The following is a 22,508-nucleotide window of genomic DNA, read 5'->3' as shown; positions in this document are numbered from 1 at the left end:
CCTCAACACGACCGGTAGCACCTATGGGCCGATCAACCGGATCGTTGCGGGAGCCTGGGCCGAGGGCAGCCTGACAACGCGCTACCTCTGTGTTCTCGACACCGATACCCTCTTCATCCGGCCACCGAGCTTTCTCGAAGCGGGCGCGGGTGTCCGGCCGGTGGACTGCAAGGGCACGGCAAGCGCCGGCGAGGCGGACGCCTTCGACCTCTATTGGGCCGAGATCTGCGCTCTGGCCGGCATTCCGCTCAACCGGCTGCCCATTGTCCAGACAACCTGCTGCCGCACCACCATCCGCGCCTCCTACAATGGGGGCTTTCTCGTCGCGCGGCGCTCACTTGGCATTCTGGCGGAAACGAAGCGGATCTTCTGCGTCGCTGCCGCCGCAATCTCCGCCCTGCGCCGGCAGCCACGCAGATTTATGCCTCCGGCGGCAATACCGGCCCCGAGGCGGCGAGCTGGTGGGGATCCAGCCAGGCGGCATTGTCAGCGGCGATCCGGGCCAAGACCGACGACATCCTCCTCTATGACAACGCCTACAACATTCCCCTGCACATTTTCGCCGAGGCGCGGCAGCCGCTCTTGTCTTTCCGGCCCCGCTTTCCCTTCGACCCCGGCAAGGCAGTGCTGGTGCATTACCACTATCTCGCCGCCGAGCGGCACCGGGCCGATTTCCTTAAGGTCCTGAAGCGGATTCGCTGCCCGGCGGACGTGGCCGAATGGGTGCGGCACCGCTGCGCCGAACTCGACTGGCCGATCGCCGGCGATGGTCCGGACAAATGACCGCGGGTGTCCGCGGGCCGTAAGGGCGGCCAGTGAAGAGCCGGCGCGACGTGCCGGTCACGGGGCTGTGACGGCTGGCGCAGGCTGCACGTGCCTCTGCGTCACATTGCGGGCGTAAAGCCCGGCAAAATCAGCCAAGTTTTTCCACGAAGGTTCCCTGAATGGTATCGGCTCTGCGCGAAGGCGTGTCCGGGCTCGACGTGACCATGCGCCTCACGCTTGCCGTGCTGGCGCTGGCCTCGGGTGTCTACACCTATCTCGGCGTGCGTGAACTGCTCGACGGTCCGCCCGTCATGACCGTCTTCGCCGCGATCATCTATTCGAGCGCGGTTTCCGTCGCCATCTACGCCTTCTGGTCGTTCCTGCTGCGCTTCCTGCCACATGTGCGCGATGTGGCGAGCCGGCTGTGGCTGACGGCGGCGATGCTGCTCGGCTCGTTGATGATCATTGCCATGTCGTCCTGGCTGAACGCGGCGGCGCTCGCCGGGGCGGCGGCGATCGAGCAGCACCTCGCGGTAACAGTGCAGAACTACACGCGCGACCTCGACACGGCGCACAACCGGGCGCTTGGCGCGCAAAGCCTGCTGCCCGACATCCAATTGGCGTCGACCCGCTTCGCCCGACTGGCGGAGGCCGAGCGTGGCGGCGCTCTGACCGGCACCGGCGGCTCCGGCACGGTGGTGCAGCTGCTGAGCCAGATGTCGAGCCAGCTCGATGATCTCGCGCGCGAAGTGGCGGCGAGCGGGGAGCGGGCCAAGGCGTTCTATGCCGAGGGCAGCGCGCAGATCGCCCGCATGCGCGAATTCGTTTCCGGCCAGGGTGACATCAAGGCCCGCTCGGACGCCTTCGGCGCCGAGGCGCTGGCGTTGATCGGCACCATCGCCGCGCTGGAACAGACCTCCATGGCGCCGGCGGTGCGACGGGCGGCGGACGATCTCGTCACCGGCTTCATCGCCCCCGCCGCCGATGGCCGTACCGCCGATCTCGCCGGGCGGCAGAGCACGGTCGTCGGCAGCGTCGAGAAGGCGGTGCAGGCGCAGGCGAGCGCGCTCTCGCAGGCGGCCGACAAGATCATCGGCACCGGCACGGTGGAACCCGCGCGCTTCCAGCCGCTCTCCACCGCCGAGGCGGTGGTGCGCTATGCCAGCGACTTCCTGCCGAGCTGGGCCGGGGCGATCTCCATCGACCTGCTTCCGGCGGTGCTGGTGCTGATCCTGTGTGTCGTTCACGCCGCGATTCGTCGCGAGGAGCAGCCGGCCGAGGCGGAGACGATGTCGGCGGCGCAGCTCATCGCCGCGTTGCGGCTGGCGCGGCAGGTCGGCGAGGAGCGGCGATCGGCTGAGGAGGGGGAGAGTTTCGAGGCGGTCATGGCCGAGATGTCGCCGGCCGCCACCGTGACCCCTCTGCCCGCCGGCCGGGCCAAGAAGGACTGAGCCTGTGGATGCCGCCGCCCCGCCATCCCCTCCCCCTCCGCCGGCCCGATGGCGCCGCGCCCTCGGCGACCGACCGGACGAGACCCTGCTGCGGGCGATCTTCCGCAGCCTGGTCGTGCTGTCGGTGGTGGCGGTGGCGTGGGATATCTATGACCGCGAGCAGGCGCCGCCCGTCCTCCCGGGCGCGAACCCTTCCGCCCCGGCCGAGGCGCCAGCGGTGCCCTATCTTCCTTCCGCCCGTCCGGATCGGGCGGCGCCGGAGAAGGACCGCCCCGGCCGTGCGCCCGATTCCGCGCTGCGCCAGCCGATGAGCCTCGAATTGCTGGCCGATGGCCGGCTGGAAGCGCGCGGCACCATCACGCCCGGCACGGCCGAGCGATTGACGGCCGAACTCAACAAGCGCGGCTCCTATGTGAAGACCGTCGTGCTGAACTCTCCCGGCGGGGCGGTGTCGGATGCGCTGGCCATGGGGCGGGCGATCCGCGCGCGCGGGCTCGACACCCGTGTCGAACGAACGGGCCTGTGCGCCTCTTCCTGCCCGCTCATCTTCGCGGCGGGGGTGGCGCGAACGGCGGAGCCCGGCGCGGCGATCGGCGTGCATCAGGTTTTCGCCGCGCAGCCGCCGGGAACGCCCCGCCTCGACGGCGCCGAAGGCATGGCGCAGGCGCAGCGCGTTTCCGCCGAGGCGCAGCGCCATCTCGTCGATATGGGCGTCGATCCGCGGGTGTGGATCAACGCCATGGAGACCCCGCCGCAGGAGATGTTCTATTTCACGGCGCCGGAATTGCGGGAGCTGAAGCTGGTGACATCACCGTCCTGACGGCAAGAGGTCGCAGCCTGGTGAAAAATCCGCCCCGACGCGGTCATTTTTGCAATTCATCAATGGCTTGCCCGCATGGATGCGCGTCATCCAGAAGCGGGCCGGCGCGCCTATATACAGCGCCTCACTGAACGGACGTGCCATGAGCGCTCTCGGCTTTCTCCCCATTCCCTTCGCATCGGCCCTGTTCCTCGTGGGCTTCGCCATATCCATGATGATCGCCTTCAACGTGCTGGGCGAGCGCGGCGGCAAGTCCTGACGCGTCGGGCCCTCTTTCAGCGGGCAGGGGTGTGGCGCCGCGCGGGAATAGGTGAACTGTCACCCGCTCCGCTCTATGATTGGTGAGCCGCTGCGGCGGCTGCGCTGGTGAAAGGGCCCGTCATGCTGAATCTGTCCCGCCTGTCCGAGCTCTCCCGCCGCCTCTTGGCGCCGCTGCTGCTGGTGATGCTGGCCACCGGCCTCGCCGGCTGCGGCGTGAACAACATTCCCACCAATGAGGAAAAGGCGAAGGCAGCGTGGAGCGACGTGCTGAACCAGTATCAGCGCCGCGCTGAGCTGATCCCCAACCTCGTCGAGACGGTGAAGGGCTACGCTCAGCACGAGAGCGAGGTACTGACTCAGGTGACGCAGGCGCGGGCGCAGGCGACCTCGATCAAGGTGGACGCTTCCACCATTACCGATCCCGAACAGTTCAAGCAGTTTCAGCAGGCGCAGGCGCAGCTTTCCGGTGCGCTCGGCCGGCTGATCGCGGTGTCCGAAGCCTATCCCGATCTGAAGGCCAATCAGAACTTCCTCGCCCTGCAGGCGCAGATCGAAGGCACGGAGAACCGCATCGCCGTGGCACGGCGCGATTATATCGAGGCGGTGCGCGTCTATAATACCGAGCTGCGCACCTTCCCCGGCGTGCTGTGGGCGAGCACGCTCTATCGCAGCAGCAAGCCGATGGAGACCTTCACCATCTCGGAAGAGCAGATGAAGGCGCCTCAGGTGAAGTTCAACTGACCATGTGGGTCCTCTTGCCGCGACCTCTGCGCCGTGCCGCCGCGCTTTGGCTGCTGGTGGGGCTGGCTTTCGCCGGCCTCGCACTCGGTACGGGCAGGGCGCGGGCAGAACTGACCTTTCCCGCGCTGTCCGGCCGCGTCGTCGATGCCGCGCAGGTGCTGACCGTCGACGCCCGTGCGGCGCTGGAGGCGAAGCTCGCCGCGCAGGAGGCACGCAGCACCGACCAGTTCGTCGTCGCCACCGTGCCCTCGCTTGAGGGCACATCGGTCGAGGACTACGCCAACCGTTTATTCCGGTTCTGGAAGCTCGGCCAGGCCGACAAGAACAACGGCGTGCTGCTGCTGGTCGCGCCCAATGAGCGGCGGGTGCGCATCGAGACGGGCTACGGGCTGGAAGGCGTGCTGCCCGACGCGGTGGCGAGCACCATCATCCAGACCGCGATTCTCCCCGAATTCCGCCAGGGCAATTTCGCGGGCGGCATCGAAAAGGGAGCGGACGCGGTGATCGAGGTGCTCAATCTCGACCCTGAAGAGGCGAAGGCACGGGCACGCACCGCCGCCGAGCCGGAGATGAGCGCGGAGGACTGGGCGCATCTCGTCTTCATCGTGCTGATGGTCGCCTTCTGGGCCTATGTGTTCTACCGCCAGGCCAAATCCGGCCATCTGCGCACGCGCGGGCGGCGCGGCGCGGGCGCTCTCACTGGCGGCGCCGCCGGCTGGGACTGGTCGCGCCGCAGCGGCGGTGGCGGCTGGTCCGGTGGCAGCGGTGGCGGTGGTTTTTCGGGTGGCGGAGGCTCCTCCGGCGGCGGCGGCGCCTCGGGGAGCTGGTGATGGCGGGCGGTTTGAGCGAGCCGGAACATGCGCGGGTTGCCGCTGCCATCGCCGCTGCAGAGGCGGGGACGGCGGGCGAGATTCGCGTCGTCGTGCTCACCCGGCCACTGGTGAGCCACGGCTTTTACGGGTTGATGTGGGCGGCGCTGCTGGCGCTGGTGCTGCCTTGGCCGCTGGCGCTGTTCACCGCGCTCGACACGCCGATGTTGCTGTCGCTGCAGGCCTGCGCCTTCATCCTCGCCGGCGCGGCGCTGATTTTCACCCCGCTCGGCGCTTTCACCGTACCGCGCTTCGCCCGCGAGGAAGCGGGCCGGGCGGCAGCCATCGACCATTTTCTTACACTCGGCGTGCATCAGACGCGCGGGCGAACCGGGGTGCTGATTCTGGTGGCGCCCGCCGACCATCTGGTCGAGGTCGTCGCTGACGAGGCGATCCACGGCCAGGTGGGGCATGACGCCTGGGAGGGCGTTTGCGCCGCCGTGCTGTCGGGTGCCCGCGAGGGCCGGCTCGGTGACGGGCTGGCCGACGGCGTTGCGGTGGCCGGGCGCATCCTCGCCCTTCATGTGCCATCAGTCCCCGGCGACGCCAATGAACTGCCGGACCGCATGATCGTGCTTTGAGAGCGGCACGTTGAGGCGGCTCAGTCCTGCGCCGCGCCGATCGTGTCCGCCATATGCGCGCCGCGCAGGCCGAGCGGCAAAGGCGGGCCGGTGGTGGTGTCGCGCGCGGTCTGGTGTTCGATCTCGGCGTTGAGCTCCGCGCCCAGCAGCAGTACCGACATAGAAAGCCAGATCCACACCATGAACCCGATCACCGCCCCGAGCGACCCGTAGGTCTGCTCATAGGAGGCGTAGCGGCTCACATACCAGGAGAAGCCGGCCGAGGTGGCGAGCCACAGCACGGCGGCGACGGCGCTGCCAATACTTACCCATCTCCATTGCGGCCGCTCGCGCGAGGGGCCGAAGCGGTAGACGATGGTGATGAGCAGCGCGACGATCACTGCCAGGGCCGGCCAGCGCAGCAGCGCGATCAGCCGCTCCGTTCCCTGGGGAAGATGCAGCACGTTGAGCAGCAGCGGTAGTACGACCACCGTCGCCAGGGCGATCACGACGAACAGCACGGCGCCGACGGTAAAGGTGAGCGTGATCAGCGTCAGGCGGAGGAAAGAGCGCCGCTCTTCCTCCTCATAGACGAGGTTCAGCGCTTCGATCATCGCCTTGGTCGCCGCATTCGCGCTCCACAGCGCCACGCCGAGGCTGAACAGGAAGCGCCAGCCGAGGCTCGCCGTCTCCGTTGCGGTCAGCCTCAGTATCTGGTCGCGCATCACCTCGATGGCGCCGGACGGCAGCACCCAAGCGGCCGCTTCGAGCTGGCCTTGAATGGTCGCCGGATTCAGGAATAGCCCATAGAGCGAGATGATGGCGGCAAGCGCGGGGAAGGTGGCGAGAAGCGCGTAAAAGGTGACGCTGGCCGCAAGGCTCAGCACCCGGTTGGTGAAAAAGGCCTTGCCCGTGCGCAGCACGATGTCGCGCCAGCCCCTCGCCGGAATCTCAGTGGGGCGGGTGGCGGCCCGCCCGCGCCCGGCTTCCGCCCAGGAAGCGGATGAAACGGTGTCGGAGCCCGCGCGTCCGCCTGGACGAAAAGCCATTGCGACGATGGCGCCAATCGCCGCGCCGCTAAGGGCCGCGCTCCACAGCGCGCGTTTGTCCCGGGTGTGCACGCCGCTCATCCCTCCCTGTCCTGCCGGTGGTGACTCGTGGTCACCGTATCCGCGTATGGATCGGGGAGAGAACGCGACGGGGGGGATGCCGTTCCCCGGCTCAGCTTGAAGCGAGATCGCCCCGGCCGATGCCGACATAGGTGAAGCCGCGGCGGATGAGGTCTTCGGGCGGGTAGATATTGCGCAGATCGACCACGATGGGGCTGCGCAGCTGCGCTTTCAGCCGGTCGAGATCGAGCGCGCGGAAGGCGTCCCATTCGGTGACGATGACGAGGGCGTCGGCGCCCTCGGCGCATTCATAGGCGCCGGTGGCGTAATGGATGCCCTCGGGCAGGACCTTGCGCGCCTCCTCCATGCCGGCCGGGTCATAGGCGCGGATCTTCACCCCCCGGTCGATGAGCGACTGCACGATGTTGATCGCCGGGCTGTCGCGCATGTCGTCGGTGTTCGGCTTGAAGGTGAGGCCGAGCACGGCGACGGTGGCGCCGCGCGGCGGCACGCTGAGCGCTTCCAGCACCCGGCGGCCCATGGCCGCCTTGCGGGTCTCGTTCAGCGTGGTGACGGTTTCGATGAGGCGCAGCGGCGTGCCGGCTTCCTGCGCCGTACGAGCGAGCGCCAGCGTGTCCTTCGGGAAGCAGGAGCCGCCATAGCCGGGGCCGGCATGCAGGAATTTCGACCCGATCCGGCGGTCGAGCCCGATGCCGCGCGCCACTTCCTGCACGTCGCCACCGACCTTTTCGCACAGATCCGCCATCTCGTTGATGAAGGTGATCTTCATCGCGAGGAAGGCATTGCTGGCGTATTTGATCAGTTCGGCATTGGCCCGCTCGGTGAAGAGCAGCGGCGCCGCGTTCAACGACAGCGGGCGGTAGAGCGCGGCCATCACTTCCCGCGCCCGCGAATCATCCGTGCCGACGACGATGCGGTCCGGCCGCTTGAAGTCCTCGATCGCCGCGCCTTCGCGCAGGAATTCCGGGTTGGAGACGACGGCGATATCCGCTTCCGGCACCTCCTCGCGGATGATCGCCTCAAGATCGGCGCCGGTGCCGACCGGCACGGTCGATTTGGTGACGACTACGGTGAAGCCCTTGGCCGCCCGGGCGATCTCGCGGGCGGCGGCGTGGACATAGGACAGGTCGGCATGCCCGTCGCCACGGCGCGAGGGTGTGCCCACGGCGATGAACACGACTTCGGCGTCGGCCACGGCGGCGGCAAGATCGGTGGTGAAGTGCAGCCGGCCGCCGGCCACGTTGCGGGCGACGAGGTCGTCGAGGCCGGGCTCGAAGATCGGCATGATGCCGGCTTTCAGCCGCTCGATCTTGGACGTGTCATTGTCGACGCAGGTGACGTCGTGGCCGAAGTCGGAGAAGCAGGTGCCAGAGACCAGGCCGACATAACCTGTGCCGATCATCGCGACGCGCATATGTGTTCTCAATCCGTTTGACGGTGGAGGCTCCTGCCGCCCGTCGCAAGTCTTTCATTCCTTTAGCCAATCGCGCCAGGCATTTCGAGGGTTGCGGCGGCGGTCGGTTTCGGGGGCGGGAGAATGCCAGTCTTGTGCGTCGTCCGAACGACAGAGGCGTGGCGTTGTCCGTGGCTCAGCCCGACCCGTCTCGCCGCGCTCGGCGCGCGGCGATGTGGCCACCGGCATCATCCGTCAGACGTGATGTTCGGTCCCATTTGCGCCGGCGGGGCGAGCGGCTAGTAATGGCGTCCGGCCGCTGCCCAGCGGCTTGCCAGCATGAGTGACGCGCCATGACCGCCACGTCTCCCGCCACCGTCCCTTCCGCCGACGCCCGCCGCGCGGTGCGCAGCCGGCAGCTCACTGCCGGGCTGGTGGTCGCCGCCATCGGCGCCGGAGCGCTGGGCGGGGCGTGGTATTTTCAGCTCGTGGTCGGGCTGGCGCCGTGCCCGCTCTGCCTCGAACAGCGCATTCCCTATTATATCGGCGTTCCGGTGGCGCTCATCGGCGCGCTGTGCGGGGGGCTCGGCAAGGAGGGGCTGGCGCGGGTGGCGCTGGCGCTTGCCGGCATGCTGATGGCGCTCGGCGCGTTTCTCGCCGTCTACCATGCCGGCGTGGAATGGGGCCTGTGGGCCGGCCCGGAAACCTGTTCGGGCGCTGGCCCGGCCGTGGGGGGCGGCAACCTGCTCGGCCAGTTGCAGACAGCGCGGGTGGTGCGCTGCGACGAGGCGCCCTGGCGGCTGCTGGGCCTTTCCCTCGCCGGCTACAACGCCTTCATCGCGGCGTCGCTGCTGGTGGTGGCGATGTGGGGCGCGACGGCCAAGGCGTGAGCCGTCGCGGCTCACGGGTCCAGTTCGGTGTCCCAGTAAAGATAGTCCATCCAGCTGTCGTGCAGGTAGTTCGGCGGAAAGTGGCGGCCGTTCTGGTGCAGGTCGAACACGCTGGGCTGATAGGGCTTCTGGCGCGGCACCATATGGGCGGCCTCCGGCATCAGACTGCCCTTGCGCAGATTGCAGGGCGAGCAGGCGGCGACGACGTTCTCCCAGGTGGTCTGGCCGCCGCGCGAGCGCGGGATGACGTGATCGAAGGTCAGGTCTTCGCGGGAATCGCAGTACTGGCAGGTGAAGCGGTCGCGCAGGAAGACGTTGAAGCGGGTGAAGGCCGGCTGGCGCGAGGGGCGGATGAAGGTCTTGAGCGAGACGACGCTCGGCAGCCGCATCTGGAAGGTCGCGCTGGAGACCTGCCGCTCGTAATATTCGACGATGTTCACTCGGTCGAGAAACACCGCCTTGATGGCGTCCTGCCACGCCCAGACCGAAAGGGGGTAATAGCTCAGAGGCCGGTAATCGGCATTGAGCACGAGGGCAGGCCAGGCACCCGGAGACAAAGTCGCCGTCAACGCTCGCTCCCTGTCAGGAACGTCCGCACGGTCGCTCGAGTCGGCGCCGCGTGACGCACGGCAATAGTCTATAGGGAGCGTGTCAGTCTTGTGAAGCGCCGGCCCGCAATTGGCCGCGTTTGGCCAGCTTCAGGCCAGGACCTCGGTCAGGAAAGTGCCGGCGAGAGAGAGCCCGGTGCCGTCAATGCCGTGGGCGAGGCCATTGGACAGGTGCGCGCGCACCACGACGCCCTGCTGCTGCAGGCTTTCCACCGCGCGCGGCAGCGCCATGGGCGGAATCACCTGGTCGAGGTCGCCATGGATGAGCAGCACGGGAGGGCGGGCGGTGATCTCCTCCGCGAAGGCGGCCGTCGCGCCCTCGGGCGGCAGGACATGAATGCCGGAGAAGCCGACAATGCCGGCGGGCGCGACCTTGCGGCGCAGGCCCACATGCAGCGCCATCATCGTGCCCTGGCTGAAGCCGACCAGCGCGAGGCGTGAGCCGGGCAGGTTCAGCCGCGCCAGCTCGGCGTCGAGAAAGCTGTCGAGCGCCCTCTGCGCACTCTGCACCCCGACCCAGCGCTCGCGATCATTGCGTTCGGTGTAGCCGAACCATTGCCGGCCGACCGGGGCGATGGCCAGCGGTTCCGGGGCATGGGGCGAGATGAAGGCGGTGTTCGGGAGAAGCGGCGCCCAATAGTCGCCGAGGTCGATCAGGTCACGCCCGTCGGCGCCATAACCGTGCAGCAGCACGACCAGCGAGGTGGCGGGGCCGCCGGAGCGGGGCGAAAGGCGGGGACCATCAAGCATCAATTGGTCTCGGCGTCGCCGGCAGTGCTGGAAGCCACGCGCGGCGCGCTGCTGTGGTTCAGCAGCGTGTCGATATTGGCACGCTCCTTCTCGAAGCTGGCGAGAATGCGCCCGTCCAGCGCCCGACCGCGCGGCAGGCGGATGCGCATCGGATCGACGAAACGGCCGTTCACCAGCACTTCGTAATGCAGGTGCGCGCCGGTGGAGAGGCCGGTGGAGCCGATATAGCCGATGAGCTGCCCCTGGCGCACCCGCACCCCTTCGCGGATGCCCTTGGCGAAGCCGGACTGGTGCGAATAGGTCGTGACATAGCCATTGGCGTGCTGGATCTCGATGCGGCGGCCATAGCCGGAGGTCCACGCCGCCTTCTTGATCACGCCATTGCCGGCGGCGTAGATCGGCGTGCCGGTGCGGTCGGACCAATCGACGCCCGAATGCAGGCGGCTATAGCCCAGAATCGGATGGCGGCGCATGCCGAAGCCCGAGCGCAGCTGGCCGCCGGAGAGCGGCTTGCGGACCAGGAACTTCTTCGCGCTCTTGCCCGCGTCGTCATAGAAATCGACCAGCCCGTCATCGGGGGTCTGGTAGCGGTAATAGCGCCGCTCCTCGCCGCCGACGGTGAGGCCCGCATAAAGCACGCCGCCGGCGCCGCCCGCCTCGTCGGGCTCATAGAGCACTTCGAGCGAATCGCCGGCGCGCACGCGGCGCTGGAAATCCACGTCGAAGGAATAGACGCGGATCATGCTCTCGATCACCGGGCGCGGCACCTCGTGGCGCAGTGCCGTCTCCCAGATGCTGTCATAAAGGGTGATGCGCCCGCCGCCGCTGTCCTCGTCGCCATCGTCCGGGCCGAGATCGGCGAGCTGGGTGTCGCTCGCTTCCTGAACGGGGAGGAAAGTGCCGCTGTCGGACAGCGCCACCGTGCCTTGATGACCGCTCTCGCCGAACACCGCCACGCGCAGTGGCATCGCCCCCTCGGTGGCGTTGTCGAGCAGCACCTTGAGCCGCAGGCCCGGGGCCAGCTTGCCCGAAAGCTCACGCGTGCCGAAGGCCCGCGCCGCGCCATTGGCAGCGACATCCGGCACGCCGAGGTCGATGAGGATGGAGGCGACGGTGTCGCCCGGCTTCGCCACCACCGTGCGCTCGGACCAGTCATTGCCGCCTGAGGCATCCTCGGCCGATTTGTCGACCGCCGACATGTTCTCGGGCTGATGCAGCGCGTTCAGCGGATCGGCGGCGCCGGACGGTGCATAGGCCATCATGCCGACGCTCGGGAAGGCCGGTGCGCGAGCGTCGGCCGTGGGCAAGCTGAATTCGGCAGTTTCGCGCACTTTCATCAGCACGTCTTCCATCGGCAGCTCGGCGGCGAAGCGTGTGCTGGGCGGAAGCGCGGCGATGTCGCGCAGAACGATGGTGAGGTCGCCGGTGGGTTCGGCCTGCACCGCATCGGCGTCGTCATTGGTCGATTCGGCGATCAGCTTGGCCGGGTTGAAGCGCGGCACGTCGACCGAGGCGGAGGTGACACTCTGGGCCAGGTTGGTCGCCACCTTGGTGACGGCGCGTACCTTGATGACCTCGCGGTCGCCATCCTTGACGGTGGTGGACAGGCGCAGCGTCTGCTTGGCGCTGAAGCTCTCGGAGAGGATGGACATGCGGTCGCCCTTGCGGGCGACGTTGGAGGGGCGCTCGCCCGCCGCCAGCGTGCCGCGCAGCGCCGAGCGCACCGTCTCCGGCGACTGGGCGAAGCGGTATTCGCCATCGAGCGCGGCATAGACCGCGCCGCCCATCAGCGCCGCACCGCAAATGCCGGTGAGCAGCGTCGCCATCAGCCAGCGGATGGAGATGCGGCGGCGGTTGATCGGCTCTTCGGCATCGCCATCGACGCCGAGCGGGGGCTCGTCGCCGAGATCGAACGCCGCGAGGTTCCCACGCCTCGCGCCTGCCAGTCCGCGCCTCGTCTCCAACAGGCTTCCCCGCCTTCCCTCGTGGCGCGCCGCGCGGTCGAGGACCGGGGTGCGCTCGCATGTTTCCAACGGCGCCCGGCGGCGCTCGTGCAGTCGGCCCGGCACCCCGCTGGGCGCTGGCTCTGTGATCCGGCCCGGCAAGCGGTCGCTTGCGCAAGGACGCGCCGAGAGGTTTTAAAATACCCCTGCGACCGATGGAGGGACGATGCCGCCCATGATCGCGCCCGTCAACCCGGCCCGTCATCGATTCGACGCGGACGCCGAGCGGCGAAGTCCCGATGTAAAGCGGGGCCTCGCGGCAAAAGGATGGCGGGGGGGGGGGGGGGGGGCTACTGGGCGCTGGCGGCCCGGGCGCGCAGCGGGGAGGGTGGCGGCAGCGGCACCTGCGCGAGGCGGGTCGCGGTGGCCGGTGTAGCTGCCTGCCCCGCGCCGGCCTGAACGAATCCACCCTGCCCGAAACCTGCCTGCAAAGGCAGCGGTGCGCCGGGCGCAAGCGGCCTGTGGAGCGCCGGCTTGGCCTCCGCTGCGGCAAAGGCGGTGGCGGCGGACGTGCCGGTGTCACGCGTTTCGGCTTCCGGCACGATGCCCTCCCAGGCGTTGGCGAGCGTCGTCGGCTCACGCAGGCTCGGCCGGGCAGGGGTCGCCGTGCGCGCGGGCGCTGCGGTGCGGATGTTGGAGGTGGCGGCCACGGGCGCTGCGGTGGCGGGCGCGACTGTCGCGATTTCCACTGCCGGGGTGCCGCCGAAACGCTTGAAGAAGCTCCAGATCTCTTCCGGTGCGTCGAGCCCGCTGCGCCGCGGCCCGAGCAGCACGGAGGCGAGCGCGTCCACCGCATCGGTCGACTGCGCGGGCGGCTGGTGGCCGCCGGCGATCTCGTAATAAGCGACGGCGGCGCCGGGCGCGCAATTGTTCCAGCGGGTGATGCGGGCCTGCGGGGTCCTGGAGATGTCCGGCGCGTCGCAGCCGTCGAGCCGGGCGAACAGGGCGGCGGTTGCGTCCGCCGACATCAGCCGGGCGCCGGGGGTGGGGCGGCCGAACATCGGCACGATGGGATCATAAGTGCCGTTCATCAGCAGGATCGGCACCGGCTTCGACGGACGGCAGCTCTCGGTATAGCCGACCGGCACCGTCATCATCATCGTCGCATAGGCCTGGAAGCGGTCGGCATAGTTGCAGGCGACATAGGCGGTGAGGAAGCCGCCATTGGAGAAGCCCATGAGGTAGGCGCGCGAGGGATCGGCGATGCCTTCCGCCACCAACGTGTCCAGCACGTCGAGCACGAAGCGGCCATCGTCGCGCTTGTGCAACAGCGGAATGAAGCCGGCGATCGAACTGCGGCCGTCATTCCACAGGAGGTTCATGCCCTTGGGGTAAGCGACAATGAAGCCCTCGCGGTCGGCGATAGCGTCGAGATCGAGGTAGCGCTGCATCATTCCGGCCGGCTGCAGCGCGCCGTGCAGCGCGATCACCAGCGGCAGCGGGCCGGGACCGGCGTTTGCCGGACGGTGCAGGATGAACTCGCGGGAGAGGCCGCCGGAGACCAGACTGCGTACCGAATCCCTCGGCGCGTCGTCAGCCTGGGCCTCGGCCGGGGAGCAAGCGAACCCGCCAAGGGCGAGGAACATCGCCAGGGCTGCGCCCAGCAGGCATCTGGGTTTCGCAAAAAGCATGGACGGCGCGACCTCGGATCGGCGGGTTCCGCAATACCCCTACAGACGGCGGATTTCCGTCAATTAAAAGGCAAAGATGGTTAACAGCCCGTCAGCGGCAGCTTTCGTGGAGCTTTCCTCCGCGCGCCGTGTTGGCGAAAAGGGGGGTGCGCGAGCCGGCGCGGTTGCGCTAGGGTGCGCGCGCTGCAGCGCAACCTGAAAGAGGGTGCGCGGACGAACGATAGGATTTGCCTTTGGAATGATTGCGAACTGCAATCGTTTCCGCTACGCACACTTCATCTTCCTGAGTGATCTGGGACACCGACATGGCAGGAGCGGCCGAGCGGCCCCTTTCCCCACATCTGCAAATCTACCGCCCGATGCTGACGATGATGATGTCCATCGTGCATCGCATCACCGGTATCGCGTTGTATTTCGGTACGGCGCTGCTGGTGATCTGGCTGCTGGCCGCCGCCAGTTCCGGCCAGGCCTTCAGCACCGTTAACGGGCTTTACGGCAGCTGGCTGGGGCTGCTGGTGCTGGTGGGGTACAGCTGGGCGCTGATCCATCATGCGCTGGGCGGCATCCGCCACTTTGTCTGGGATACGGGCGCGGGCTTCGGCCCCGGGCCGCGCGAATTGTTCGCCAAGCTCACCATCGGCGGCTCGGTCGCGCTGACCGTCATCATGTGGGTGGTCATCTGGCTGGTGAAGGGCTGATCATGAGCGTTTCCCCGGGTTCTTCCATGCGCACGCCGCGCCGGCGGGTCGCCGGCCTCGGCTCGGCGCGCTCCGGCACTGGCCATTTCTGGCTGCAGCGCCTTACCGCGATCGGCAATCTTCTGCTGATCCTGATCGCCCTGCCCATCGTAATAGTGGCAGCAGGTCAGGAGCAGGCGCAGGTGGTGGCCATCATCGGCCATCCGCTGGTCGCCATCGTGCTTCTGCTGCTGCTGTTCTCGATCTGCTTCCACATGCGCATCGGCATGCAGGTGGTGATCGAGGACTATGTCCACACGGAGGGGCTGAAGGTGCTCGCGCTGATCGCCAACACCTTCTTCACCATCGCGGTCGGCAGCGCCGGTGCGTTTGCCGTCCTCAAGATCAGTTTCGGAGGCTGAGACCATGGCCGGGACTTCTTCCGCCAATGGCGCCGCCAACGGGGCGTCGCCGCTCGGTGCGGCTTATCCCATCACTGACCATACCTATGACGTGGTGGTGGTGGGCGCTGGCGGCGCGGGGCTGCGCGCCGTCGTCGGCTGTTCCGAGGCGGGGCTGCGCACCGCCTGCGTCACCAAGGTGTTCCCGACGCGCTCGCACACGGTGGCGGCGCAGGGCGGCATCGCCGCCTCGCTCGGCAATATGGGCGCCGATGACTGGCGCTATCACATGTACGACACCGTGAAGGGGGCGGACTGGCTGGGCGACCAGGACGCCATCGAATATCTCGTGCGTCATGCCCCCGCCGCCGTCTATGAGCTGGAACACTGGGGCGTCCCGTTCTCGCGTACCGAGGAAGGCCGCATCTACCAGCGCCCCTTCGGCGGCATGACGGTGGACTATGGCAAGAGCCCGGCGCAGCGCACCTGCGCCGCCGCCGACCGCACCGGCCACGCCATCCTGCACACGCTGTACGGCGCCGCGCTGAAGCACTCGGCCGAGTTCTTCATCGAGTATTTCGCCCTCGACCTGATCATGGATGAGGATGGCCGGTGCCGCGGCCTCATCGCGCTGAAGATGGACGACGGCACGATCCACCGCTTCCGCGCCCAGACGGTGATCCTCGCCACCGGCGGCTATGGCCGAGCCTATTTCTCCGCCACCTCAGCCCACACCTGCACCGGCGACGGCAATGCCATGGTGCTCCGCGCCGGGCTACCGCTGCAGGACATGGAGTTCGTGCAGTTCCACCCGACCGGCATTTACGGCTCGGGTTGCCTGATCACCGAGGGCGCGCGCGGCGAGGGCGGCTACCTCACCAATGCCGAGGGTGAGCGCTTCATGGAGCGCTACGCCCCCTCGGCCAAGGACCTCGCCTCGCGCGACGTGGTCTCCCGTTCCATGACGATGGAAATCCGCGAGGGGCGCGGCGTCGGCAAGAACAAGGACCACATCTACCTGCACCTCGACCATCTCGACCCGGCGATCCTGCATGAGCGCCTGCCGGGCATTTCCGAGAGCGCGAAGATCTTCGCCGGCGTGGACGTGACCAAGGAACCGATCCCGGTCCTGCCGACCGTGCATTACAACATGGGCGGCATTCCCACGAACTTCCACGGCGAGGTCGTCACCAAGAAGCACGGCAACCCCGATCATGTCGTGCCCGGGCTGATGGCGGTGGGCGAATGCGCCTGCGTCTCCATCCATGGCGCCAACCGGCTCGGCTCCAACTCGCTGACCGATCTCGTGGTGTTCGGCCGCGCGGCGGCGCTGCGCTGCGCCGAACTGCTGACGCCGGGCGACAAGCAGCGTGAGCTGCCTCCCGGCTCCGCCGACCTCGCTCTGGCCCGCCTCGACCATTTCCGCAACGCCCAGGGCGGCACGCCGACCGCTGAACTGCGTCTGTCCATGCAGAAGGTGATGCAGAACAATTGCGCGGTCTACCGCACCGGTGAGGTGCTGGAGGAAGGGCGCAAGCTGATCGCTGGCGTGTTCGCCGGCTCGAGCGACATCCGCGTCACCGACCGCTCGCTGATCTGGAATTCCGATCTCATCGAGACTCTGGAATATGACAATCTGATCGCGCAGGCGAGCGTGACCATGGAAAGCGCCGCCGCCCGCACCGAGAGCCGCGGCGCCCATGCGCGCGAGGATTATCCCGAGCGCGACGACGCCCATTGGATGAAGCACACGCTGGCCTTCATGGATTTCGAGACGCAGTCCGTGCGGCTCGACGACCGGCCGGTGCACACCTACACGCTGTCGAACGACATCCAGTACATCGAGCCGCGCAAGCGGGTGTATTGAGCCGGAGAACGATCGCTCGCCATGGTCCAGCTCACGCTTCCCAAGAACTCGCAGCTTGTCGAAGGCAAGGTGTGGCCGAAGCCGCCCGGCGCCAACCGGCTGACGGAGTACAAGATCTACCGCTGGAACCCGGATGACGGGAAGAATCCAAGCGTCGATACCTATTATGTCGACCGCGACGATTGCGGGCCGATGGTGCTCGACGGGCTGATCTGGATCAAGAACAAGGTCGACCCGACGCTCACCTTCCGCCGCTCCTGCCGCGAGGGCATTTGCGGCTCCTGCTCGATGAATATCGACGGCACCAACACGCTCGCCTGCCTGAAGAGCATGGACGACGTGGACGCCTCGGCGGTCAAGATCTACCCGCTGCCGCACATGCCCGTGGTGAAGGACCTGGTGCCGGACCTCACCCAGTTCTACGCCCAGCACGCCTCGGTCGAGCCCTGGCTGCACACCGAGACTCCGGCGCCGGAAAAGGAATGGCGTCAGGGGCGCGGCGACCGCGAGAAGCTGGACGGGCTGTATGAGTGCATTCTCTGCGCCTGCTGCTCCACTTCCTGCCCGAGCTATTGGTGGAATGGCGACCGCTATCTCGGCCCCGCCGCGCTGCTGCAGGCCTATCGCTGGCTCATCGATTCGCGCGACGAGGCCACCGGCGACCGGCTGGACGACCTCGAAGACCCGTTTCGGCTCTATCGCTGCCACACCATCATGAACTGCGCCAAGGCCTGCCCGAAGGGGCTGAACCCGGCCAAGGCTATCGCCGAAATCAAGAAGATGATGGTGGCGCGCCAGTTCTGAGCTTAACGCCGGGCGGCGGAGCTTCTATCCTCGGCTTCCGGCGCGCCGCTGCGCCGCTGCGCCGGGGGAAGATGACCATGGATGTCTCGACGCTGCTCGCCTTCGCGGCGGCCTTCTTCGTCTTCGCCGGGAGTCCTGGCCCGGACAACATGACCATTGTCGCGCGGACGCTCGCGCATGGCGCGCCCTCTGGGCTTGCCTATGGGGCCGGCACGGTCGCCGGGGTGCTCATTTTTCTCGGTCTCGCTGCCTGCGGCCTCTCTCTGCTGGCGCAGGAAATGGGCTGGCTGATGACGGCGCTGCGCTATGCCGGCGCCGTGTGGCTGGTGTGGATGGGCGTACGGCTATGGACCGCCCCGCCGGTGGTACCGGATTTAGCGCCCATGGCGGCGCGGCGCGGGTTGCTACCGGACTTTGCCACCGGCGTCGCGCTCAATCTCGGCAATCCGAAGATGCCGTTATTCTATGTCGCGCTGCTGCCGAACGTCGTGGGGCCGTCCCTGACGCTTAGCCAACTCGCCAGCCTGTCCGTTGTCATCCTGGCCGTCGAACTCGTGGTGGTTGGCGGCCATGTGCTGCTGGCGGGTCGTGCACGCCGGCTCTTGCGGACGCCCAAGGTGGTGCGCCGCGTCAACCGCACCGCCGGCGGCGTGATGGTGGGTGCGGGCGTCGCGGTGGTGGCGGTCCGCTGACACCGTGTCCCGTCCCGTCTTCCGCTTTGCGCCGAGCCCGAACGGGCAATTGCATCTCGGCCATGCGCGCTCCGCGCTGATCAATGACGCGCTGTCGCGGGCCAGCGGGGGCCGGCTGCTGCTGCGGATCGAGGATATCGACGCCACCCGCTGCCGGCCGGAATTCGAAACCGGCATTTACGAAGACTTCGCCTGGCTCGGGCTGGACTGGGAGCAACCGGTGCGCCGGCAATCCCAACATTTTGCCGACTATCGGTCCGCACTGGCCCGGCTGGAGACGCTGGACCTGATCTATCCCAGCTTCGAGACCCGTGGCGATATCCGGCGTGCGGTAGCGGAGCGGTCGGGCTGGCCGAGCGACCCGGATGGGGCCCCGCTGTTCCCGTTCTCCCGCGCGGCGATGAGTGCGGCGGAGCGCGCACGGCGCGTGGCGGCGGGCGAGCCCTATGCGCTCCGCCTCGACATGGCGCGGGCGGTGGAGACGGCGGTGGCGGTGGCCGGGCCGCTTGGCTGGCAGGAAGTGGAGGCGGCCGGCGGCACGACCCGCCTCGTCGCCGCCGATCCGCTGGCCTGGGGCGACGTCATCCTCGCCCGCAAGGAGGTGCCCACCTCCTATCACCTGGCCGTGGTGGTGGACGATGCGCTGCAGGGCGTGACCCATGTGGTGCGCGGCGCGGACCTCAAGGCGGCAACCTCGGTGCATCGGCTGCTGCAGGTGCTGCTGGGCCTGCCCGCGCCGCTCTACACCCATCATGCGCTGCTGCTCGACGCGGAAGGGCGCAAGCTCTCCAAATCCATCGGCTCGCAGAGCCTGGCCGCGCTGCGGGCGGGGGGAATGTCGCCCGCCGAGGTGCGCCGCACGGCGCTGGAAGGTCTACGGTAGCGCGGTAATTTTTCCGCATGCTTCGCTCGCACGCGAACGAACGGGGTTGAGTTCCCCGGCATAATCGGGAAGCTTTGGCCGCCCGGCGCCGCGACATGGTGGTTGCGGGGGGGGCACAGCGACGCGCGGCCTGCGGGGGCCGCCGTGGGGGACAAGATGACGGGTTCAACCGTGCGTTCGGTCACGTATGACCTTCTGCGTGACCTTGGGCTGACGACCTTCTTCGGCAATCCGGGCTCGACCGAGGAGACCTTCCTCAAGGATTTCCCGGCCGATTTCACCTATCACCTCGCCTTGCAGGAGGCCTCCGCCATCGCCATCGCCGATGGCTATGCGCAGGCGACCGGCAAGCCGGCGATCGTCAATGTCCACACCGCCGCCGGGCTCGGCAATGCGATGGGCAACCTCATCACCGCCGCCCTCAACAAGACGCCGCTCATCGTCACCGCCGGCCAGCAGACGCGCGAAATGCTGCTGATGGAGCCGTGGCTGACCAATGTCGACGCGACGCAGCTGCCGCGCCCCTGGGTGAAGTGGGCCTATGAGCCGGCGCGGCCGGAAGACGTGCCCGCCGCCTTCATGCGCGCCTACGCCACCGCGATGCAGGCGCCGGCCGGGCCGGTGTTTCTCTCGCTGCCGCTCGATGACTGGGACAAGCCGCTGGAAGGCCGCGCGGTGGTGCGCACGGTGAGCCACCGCATCGCGCCCGACCCGGACCGGCTGAAGGAACTCGCCGACATCCTCTCCGGCGCCACCAACCCGGCGCTGATCTTCGGCGCCGCCATCGACCGCGGCGAGGGCTGGGCGGACGCGATCGCGCTGGCCGAGAAGCTCGACGCCACCGTGTTCGCGGCACCGGCGAGCGAGCGCTGCCCCTTCCCGGAGGATCACCCGCTCTATGCCGGCGGGCTGCCCTTCGCCATCGGCCCGCTCAGCGCGAAGCTGAAGGGGCACGATGTCGCCATCGTCATCGGCGCGCCGGTGTTCCGCTATTACCCCTATGTCGCCGGCGACTATTTGCCCGAGGGTCTGCGGCTGCTGCACATCAGCGACGACCCGGCGGAGACGTCGCGGGCGCCGGTCGGCGACAGCCTTGTGGGCGATGCGGTGCTGGCGACGCGCGGGCTGGCCGAGCTGGTGAGCGCGCGTGCGGCCACCGGCGCCGCCCGCGAGAAGCTGGTGCACCGCATGGCGCCGCATCCGGCGACGGAGTCTCCGGCGTCCGGGGGCGATGTACCCACTGCCGCCGAGGTATTCGCGGCGCTGGCCGAAGTGCGGCTGCCGCACACGGTGCTGGTGGAGGAATCGCCTTCCAACCTCGCCGACCTGCACACGCACTGGCCGATCACCGAGCCGGCGACCTTCTTCACTTTCGCCAGCGGCGGGCTCGGCTGGAACCTGCCGGCCTCGGTCGGCATCGCGCTGGGCGAGCGCGACACCGGGCGGAACCGGCCAGTGATGCTGATCGTCGGCGACGGCTCGTTCCAATATTCGCTGCAGGCGCTGTGGACGGCGGCGCAGAGCAAGCTGCCGCTGGTGATCCTGGCGCTGCGCAATGGTGAATATGGCATCCTCAAATCCTTCGCCGTGCTGGAGGAGACGCCCGGCGTGCCGGGGCTGGACATTCCCGGCCTCGACCTCGTCAGCCTCGCCAAGGGCTTTGGCTGCGCCGCCGAGCGGATCAGCGATCTCAGCCTTCTGAAGGAGCGGGTGGCGGCGGCCTTCACCGCCAAGGGACCGACCGTGTTCGAGGTGCCGATCAACCCGTCCATCCCGCCGCTGATTTGACCGGCGAGCAAGGTGGCGGACGGGCGTCCTTGCCCGGTGGCCCGGATCGGGGCTACCGAGGGGGACGCCCTCTGCCGAGATGACCGATGATTCCCTGGACCGTGCTCGCAACCGCCCAAGTGCCCGATGGCGGCGAGCTGCGCCTCAAGCGGCGGGGCGATGAATTCTCCATCATGGCCGGGGCCACCGAGCTGATGAACAGCCGCCTCAGTGGCTCGGAGCAGGCGCTGGCCACGCTTGTCTGCGGTCGCCTCGGGGCGCGTCGGGGGTTGTCGCTACTGATCGGCGGGCTCGGCATGGGCTTCACCCTGCGCGCCGCGCTGGGGGAGGTGGGCCCTGACGCCGAGGTCATCGTGGCGGAACTGGTGCCGGCGGTGATCGACTGGGCGCGGGGGCCGATGGCGCCGCTGTTTGGCGACAGCCTGACCGACCCCCGCGTCACCTTGGCGGAGGGGGACGTGGCCCGGCTCATCGGAGACGGGCGCGCGCGCTATGACGGCATTCTGCTCGATGTCGACAATGGGCCGGGCGGGCTGACGCGGGCGGCCAATGACGGGCTCTACAGCCCCGCAGGCCTCGGCGCGGCATGGGCGGCGCTGCGGCCGGGCGGGGTGCTGGCGGTGTGGTCCTCGGCGCCGGACAGCGGCTTCACCGCTCGCCTGCGCCGGGCCGGCTTCGCGGTGGAGGAGGCGCGGGTGCGCGCTCATGGCAAAAGCGGTGCGCGCCATGTCATCTGGCTGGCGGAGAAGCCGGCCAAGCGTGCGCCCCCCGTGGCGGCCCGTCCGCCGCGCCGCTCCTGACGCCGGCGCGCGGAGGCCATTATGGAGACCTCGCTCTATCTGCCGATCAAGCGCTTTCTCGAACAGCGCGGCTTCACCGTGAAAGGGGAGATCGGCGGCTGCGATCTGGTGGCGCTGTCCGATGACGAGACGCCGGTGGTGGTGATCGGCGAACTGAAGCTCAGCTTCAATCTGGAGCTGGTCCTTCAGGCGGTCGATCGTGCCGGCGCCAGCGACGAGGTGTGGCTGGCGGCGCGGGCCTCCGCGCGCGGCAAGGGTCGCGAGAGCGATGCGCGCTTCCGCAATCTCTGCCGCCGGCTCGGCTTCGGCATGCTTGCCGTGCTGCCCGATGGCGAGGTGACGATCCTCGTTGCCCCGGACGCGCCCATGCCGCGCAAGGACCCGCGCCGCCGCTCGCGTCTGGTCGCCGAGCACCGGCGTCGGCAGGGGGATCCGGCGGTCGGTGGCGGCTCGCGCGTGCCGGTGATGACCGCCTATCGCCAGCAGGCGCTGGCCTGCGCGGCCGCGCTCGCAGCGGGACCGGCGCGCCCGCGCGACCTGCGCCCGCACGCGCCGGATGCCGGCAAGATCCTGCTTTCCAATGTCTATGGCTGGTTCGCTCGTGCCGAGCGCGGCGTCTACGCCCTCACCCCGGCCGGGCATGAGGCGCTGGCACGCTGGCCGCAGCCGCCCCGGGAGGAGGGGGCCGGCTGACGCCGCGTCAAACCCCTGTCACCGCGGCGGG

The 22,508-nt window shown here is 68.6% G+C and carries 22 protein-coding genes; 16 read left to right on the top strand and 6 right to left on the bottom strand.

The window, feature by feature from the left end; genetic code table 11:
- Window positions 1-213 precede the first annotated feature (213 nt).
- The 6 genes from ACP2AH_RS09815 to ACP2AH_RS09790 all read left to right on the top strand — a co-directional run bounded on the left by ACP2AH_RS09815 (window position 214) and on the right by ACP2AH_RS09790 (window position 5,488).
- Entirely contained in the window at window positions 214-783 is a 570-nt protein-coding gene (locus tag ACP2AH_RS09815) for a hypothetical protein (RefSeq protein ID WP_425105632.1), read from the top strand.
- Between the two features lie 161 nt (window positions 784-944).
- On the top strand, window positions 945-2,216 hold the full coding sequence (locus tag ACP2AH_RS09810; RefSeq protein WP_425105631.1) for a hypothetical protein: 1,272 nt from the start codon (window positions 945-947) through the stop codon (window positions 2,214-2,216).
- 4 nt (window positions 2,217-2,220) lie between these two features.
- Window positions 2,221-3,036 (top strand): ATP-dependent Clp protease proteolytic subunit, encoded by an 816-nt coding sequence (locus ACP2AH_RS09805; protein WP_425105630.1) that lies wholly within the window; start codon window positions 2,221-2,223, stop codon window positions 3,034-3,036.
- A gap of 381 nt (window positions 3,037-3,417) precedes the next feature.
- The gene (locus ACP2AH_RS09800; protein WP_425105629.1) at window positions 3,418-4,038 is read left to right on the top strand and encodes a LemA family protein; all 621 of its coding nucleotides are present in this window, start codon (window positions 3,418-3,420) and stop codon (window positions 4,036-4,038) included.
- Between the two features lie 2 nt (window positions 4,039-4,040).
- Window positions 4,041-4,868 carry a TPM domain-containing protein gene (locus tag ACP2AH_RS09795; RefSeq protein WP_425105628.1) on the top strand — a complete coding sequence of 276 codons (828 nt, stop codon included), beginning with the start codon at window positions 4,041-4,043 and terminating at the stop codon, window positions 4,866-4,868.
- Window positions 4,868-5,488 (top strand): TPM domain-containing protein, encoded by a 621-nt coding sequence (locus ACP2AH_RS09790; RefSeq protein WP_425105627.1) that lies wholly within the window; start codon window positions 4,868-4,870, stop codon window positions 5,486-5,488. The genes ACP2AH_RS09795 and ACP2AH_RS09790 overlap by 1 nt, the downstream gene beginning before the upstream one ends.
- A gap of 20 nt (window positions 5,489-5,508) precedes the next feature.
- Here ACP2AH_RS09790 and ACP2AH_RS09785 read toward each other — a convergent pair whose 3' ends face one another.
- Window positions 5,509-6,597, bottom strand: coding sequence for a YihY/virulence factor BrkB family protein (locus tag ACP2AH_RS09785; protein WP_425105626.1), 1,089 nt, complete (start codon window positions 6,595-6,597; stop codon window positions 5,509-5,511).
- Between the two features lie 91 nt (window positions 6,598-6,688).
- The gene (locus tag ACP2AH_RS09780; protein WP_425105625.1) at window positions 6,689-8,011 is read right to left on the bottom strand and encodes a UDP-glucose dehydrogenase family protein; all 1,323 of its coding nucleotides are present in this window, start codon (window positions 8,009-8,011) and stop codon (window positions 6,689-6,691) included.
- A gap of 332 nt (window positions 8,012-8,343) precedes the next feature.
- Here ACP2AH_RS09780 and ACP2AH_RS09775 point away from each other — a divergent pair, with 332 nt between their 5' ends.
- Window positions 8,344-8,880, top strand: a complete 537-nt coding sequence (locus tag ACP2AH_RS09775) for a disulfide bond formation protein B (RefSeq protein WP_425105624.1) — start codon at window positions 8,344-8,346, stop codon at window positions 8,878-8,880.
- Window positions 8,881-8,891: 11 nt separating this feature from the next.
- Here ACP2AH_RS09775 and ACP2AH_RS09770 read toward each other — a convergent pair whose 3' ends face one another.
- The 4 genes from ACP2AH_RS09770 to ACP2AH_RS09755 form a co-directional block, all read right to left on the bottom strand.
- Window positions 8,892-9,449, bottom strand: a complete 558-nt coding sequence (locus tag ACP2AH_RS09770; RefSeq protein WP_244450312.1) for an HNH endonuclease — start codon at window positions 9,447-9,449, stop codon at window positions 8,892-8,894.
- Window positions 9,450-9,578: 129 nt separating this feature from the next.
- Window positions 9,579-10,238, bottom strand: a complete 660-nt coding sequence (locus tag ACP2AH_RS09765; protein WP_425105623.1) for an alpha/beta hydrolase — start codon at window positions 10,236-10,238, stop codon at window positions 9,579-9,581.
- A complete protein-coding gene (locus tag ACP2AH_RS09760) occupies window positions 10,238-12,202 on the bottom strand; it encodes a M23 family metallopeptidase (RefSeq protein ID WP_425105622.1) in 1,965 nt (654 codons plus the stop codon). Before ACP2AH_RS09760 ends, ACP2AH_RS09765 begins: the two co-directional genes overlap by 1 nt.
- A 329-nt stretch (window positions 12,203-12,531) precedes the next feature.
- A complete protein-coding gene (locus ACP2AH_RS09755) occupies window positions 12,532-13,872 on the bottom strand; it encodes an alpha/beta hydrolase family esterase (protein ID WP_425105621.1) in 1,341 nt (446 codons plus the stop codon).
- A gap of 305 nt (window positions 13,873-14,177) precedes the next feature.
- Between ACP2AH_RS09755 and sdhC the strand changes: the two genes are divergently transcribed.
- The 9 genes from sdhC (at window position 14,178) to ACP2AH_RS09710 (ending at window position 22,477) form a co-directional block, all read left to right on the top strand.
- Window positions 14,178-14,570, top strand: coding sequence for a succinate dehydrogenase, cytochrome b556 subunit (gene sdhC / locus ACP2AH_RS09750; RefSeq protein WP_425105620.1), 393 nt, complete (start codon window positions 14,178-14,180; stop codon window positions 14,568-14,570).
- A 2-nt stretch (window positions 14,571-14,572) separates the two neighbouring features.
- Entirely contained in the window at window positions 14,573-14,971 is a 399-nt protein-coding gene (gene sdhD, locus ACP2AH_RS09745) for a succinate dehydrogenase, hydrophobic membrane anchor protein (protein ID WP_425105619.1), read from the top strand.
- Between the two features lie 4 nt (window positions 14,972-14,975).
- A complete protein-coding gene (gene sdhA / locus ACP2AH_RS09740) occupies window positions 14,976-16,817 on the top strand; it encodes a succinate dehydrogenase flavoprotein subunit (protein ID WP_425105618.1) in 1,842 nt (613 codons plus the stop codon).
- A 21-nt stretch (window positions 16,818-16,838) separates the two neighbouring features.
- Window positions 16,839-17,621: a succinate dehydrogenase iron-sulfur subunit gene (locus ACP2AH_RS09735; protein WP_244450319.1), complete on the top strand. Its 783-nt coding sequence runs from the start codon at window positions 16,839-16,841 to the stop codon at window positions 17,619-17,621.
- Window positions 17,622-17,698: 77 nt separating this feature from the next.
- Window positions 17,699-18,313, top strand: coding sequence for a LysE family translocator (locus ACP2AH_RS09730; protein ID WP_425105617.1), 615 nt, complete (start codon window positions 17,699-17,701; stop codon window positions 18,311-18,313).
- 4 nt (window positions 18,314-18,317) lie between these two features.
- Window positions 18,318-19,196: a tRNA glutamyl-Q(34) synthetase GluQRS gene (gene gluQRS, locus ACP2AH_RS09725; RefSeq protein ID WP_425105616.1), complete on the top strand. Its 879-nt coding sequence runs from the start codon at window positions 18,318-18,320 to the stop codon at window positions 19,194-19,196.
- A 156-nt stretch (window positions 19,197-19,352) separates the two neighbouring features.
- Entirely contained in the window at window positions 19,353-20,984 is a 1,632-nt protein-coding gene (mdlC, locus tag ACP2AH_RS09720; RefSeq protein ID WP_425105615.1) for a benzoylformate decarboxylase, read from the top strand.
- Window positions 20,985-21,070: 86 nt separating this feature from the next.
- Window positions 21,071-21,784 (top strand): spermidine synthase, encoded by a 714-nt coding sequence (locus tag ACP2AH_RS09715; protein WP_425105614.1) that lies wholly within the window; start codon window positions 21,071-21,073, stop codon window positions 21,782-21,784.
- A gap of 21 nt (window positions 21,785-21,805) precedes the next feature.
- Window positions 21,806-22,477, top strand: coding sequence for a DUF2161 domain-containing phosphodiesterase (locus ACP2AH_RS09710; RefSeq protein ID WP_425105613.1), 672 nt, complete (start codon window positions 21,806-21,808; stop codon window positions 22,475-22,477).
- The last annotated feature ends 31 nt before the right edge of the window (window positions 22,478-22,508 follow it).

Origin of the sequence: Ancylobacter sp., from assembly GCF_965249975.1 — a bacterium.
GTDB lineage: Bacteria > Pseudomonadota > Alphaproteobacteria > Rhizobiales > Xanthobacteraceae > Ancylobacter.
Note: the sequence above shows the minus strand (reverse complement) of the source record. Positions and strands in the feature narration are given on the sequence as shown.

What these genes read in the sequence shown, in the direction of transcription:
- ACP2AH_RS09810 (WP_425105631.1), top strand. Translation starts at nt 945, where the DNA reads ATGGTATCGGCTCTGCGCGAAGGCGTGTCCGGGCTCGACGTGACCATG.
- sdhC (WP_425105620.1), top strand. Translation starts at nt 14,178, where the DNA reads ATGGCAGGAGCGGCCGAGCGGCCCCTTTCCCCACATCTGCAAATCTAC.
- ACP2AH_RS09715 (WP_425105614.1), top strand. Translation starts at nt 21,071, where the DNA reads ATGATTCCCTGGACCGTGCTCGCAACCGCCCAAGTGCCCGATGGCGGC.
- ACP2AH_RS09735 (WP_244450319.1), top strand. Translation starts at nt 16,839, where the DNA reads ATGGTCCAGCTCACGCTTCCCAAGAACTCGCAGCTTGTCGAAGGCAAG.
- sdhD (WP_425105619.1), top strand. Translation starts at nt 14,573, where the DNA reads ATGAGCGTTTCCCCGGGTTCTTCCATGCGCACGCCGCGCCGGCGGGTC.
- ACP2AH_RS09785 (WP_425105626.1), bottom strand. Translation starts at nt 6,597, where the DNA reads ATGAGCGGCGTGCACACCCGGGACAAACGCGCGCTGTGGAGCGCGGCC.
- ACP2AH_RS09780 (WP_425105625.1), bottom strand. Translation starts at nt 8,011, where the DNA reads ATGCGCGTCGCGATGATCGGCACAGGTTATGTCGGCCTGGTCTCTGGC.
- ACP2AH_RS09755 (WP_425105621.1), bottom strand. Translation starts at nt 13,872, where the DNA reads ATGCTTTTTGCGAAACCCAGATGCCTGCTGGGCGCAGCCCTGGCGATG.
- ACP2AH_RS09710 (WP_425105613.1), top strand. Translation starts at nt 21,806, where the DNA reads ATGGAGACCTCGCTCTATCTGCCGATCAAGCGCTTTCTCGAACAGCGC.
- ACP2AH_RS09790 (WP_425105627.1), top strand. Translation starts at nt 4,868, where the DNA reads ATGGCGGGCGGTTTGAGCGAGCCGGAACATGCGCGGGTTGCCGCTGCC.
- mdlC (WP_425105615.1), top strand. Translation starts at nt 19,353, where the DNA reads ATGACGGGTTCAACCGTGCGTTCGGTCACGTATGACCTTCTGCGTGAC.
- ACP2AH_RS09730 (WP_425105617.1), top strand. Translation starts at nt 17,699, where the DNA reads ATGGATGTCTCGACGCTGCTCGCCTTCGCGGCGGCCTTCTTCGTCTTC.
- sdhA (WP_425105618.1), top strand. Translation starts at nt 14,976, where the DNA reads ATGGCCGGGACTTCTTCCGCCAATGGCGCCGCCAACGGGGCGTCGCCG.
- ACP2AH_RS09765 (WP_425105623.1), bottom strand. Translation starts at nt 10,238, where the DNA reads ATGCTTGATGGTCCCCGCCTTTCGCCCCGCTCCGGCGGCCCCGCCACC.
- ACP2AH_RS09795 (WP_425105628.1), top strand. Translation starts at nt 4,041, where the DNA reads ATGTGGGTCCTCTTGCCGCGACCTCTGCGCCGTGCCGCCGCGCTTTGG.
- ACP2AH_RS09775 (WP_425105624.1), top strand. Translation starts at nt 8,344, where the DNA reads ATGACCGCCACGTCTCCCGCCACCGTCCCTTCCGCCGACGCCCGCCGC.
- ACP2AH_RS09800 (WP_425105629.1), top strand. Translation starts at nt 3,418, where the DNA reads ATGCTGAATCTGTCCCGCCTGTCCGAGCTCTCCCGCCGCCTCTTGGCG.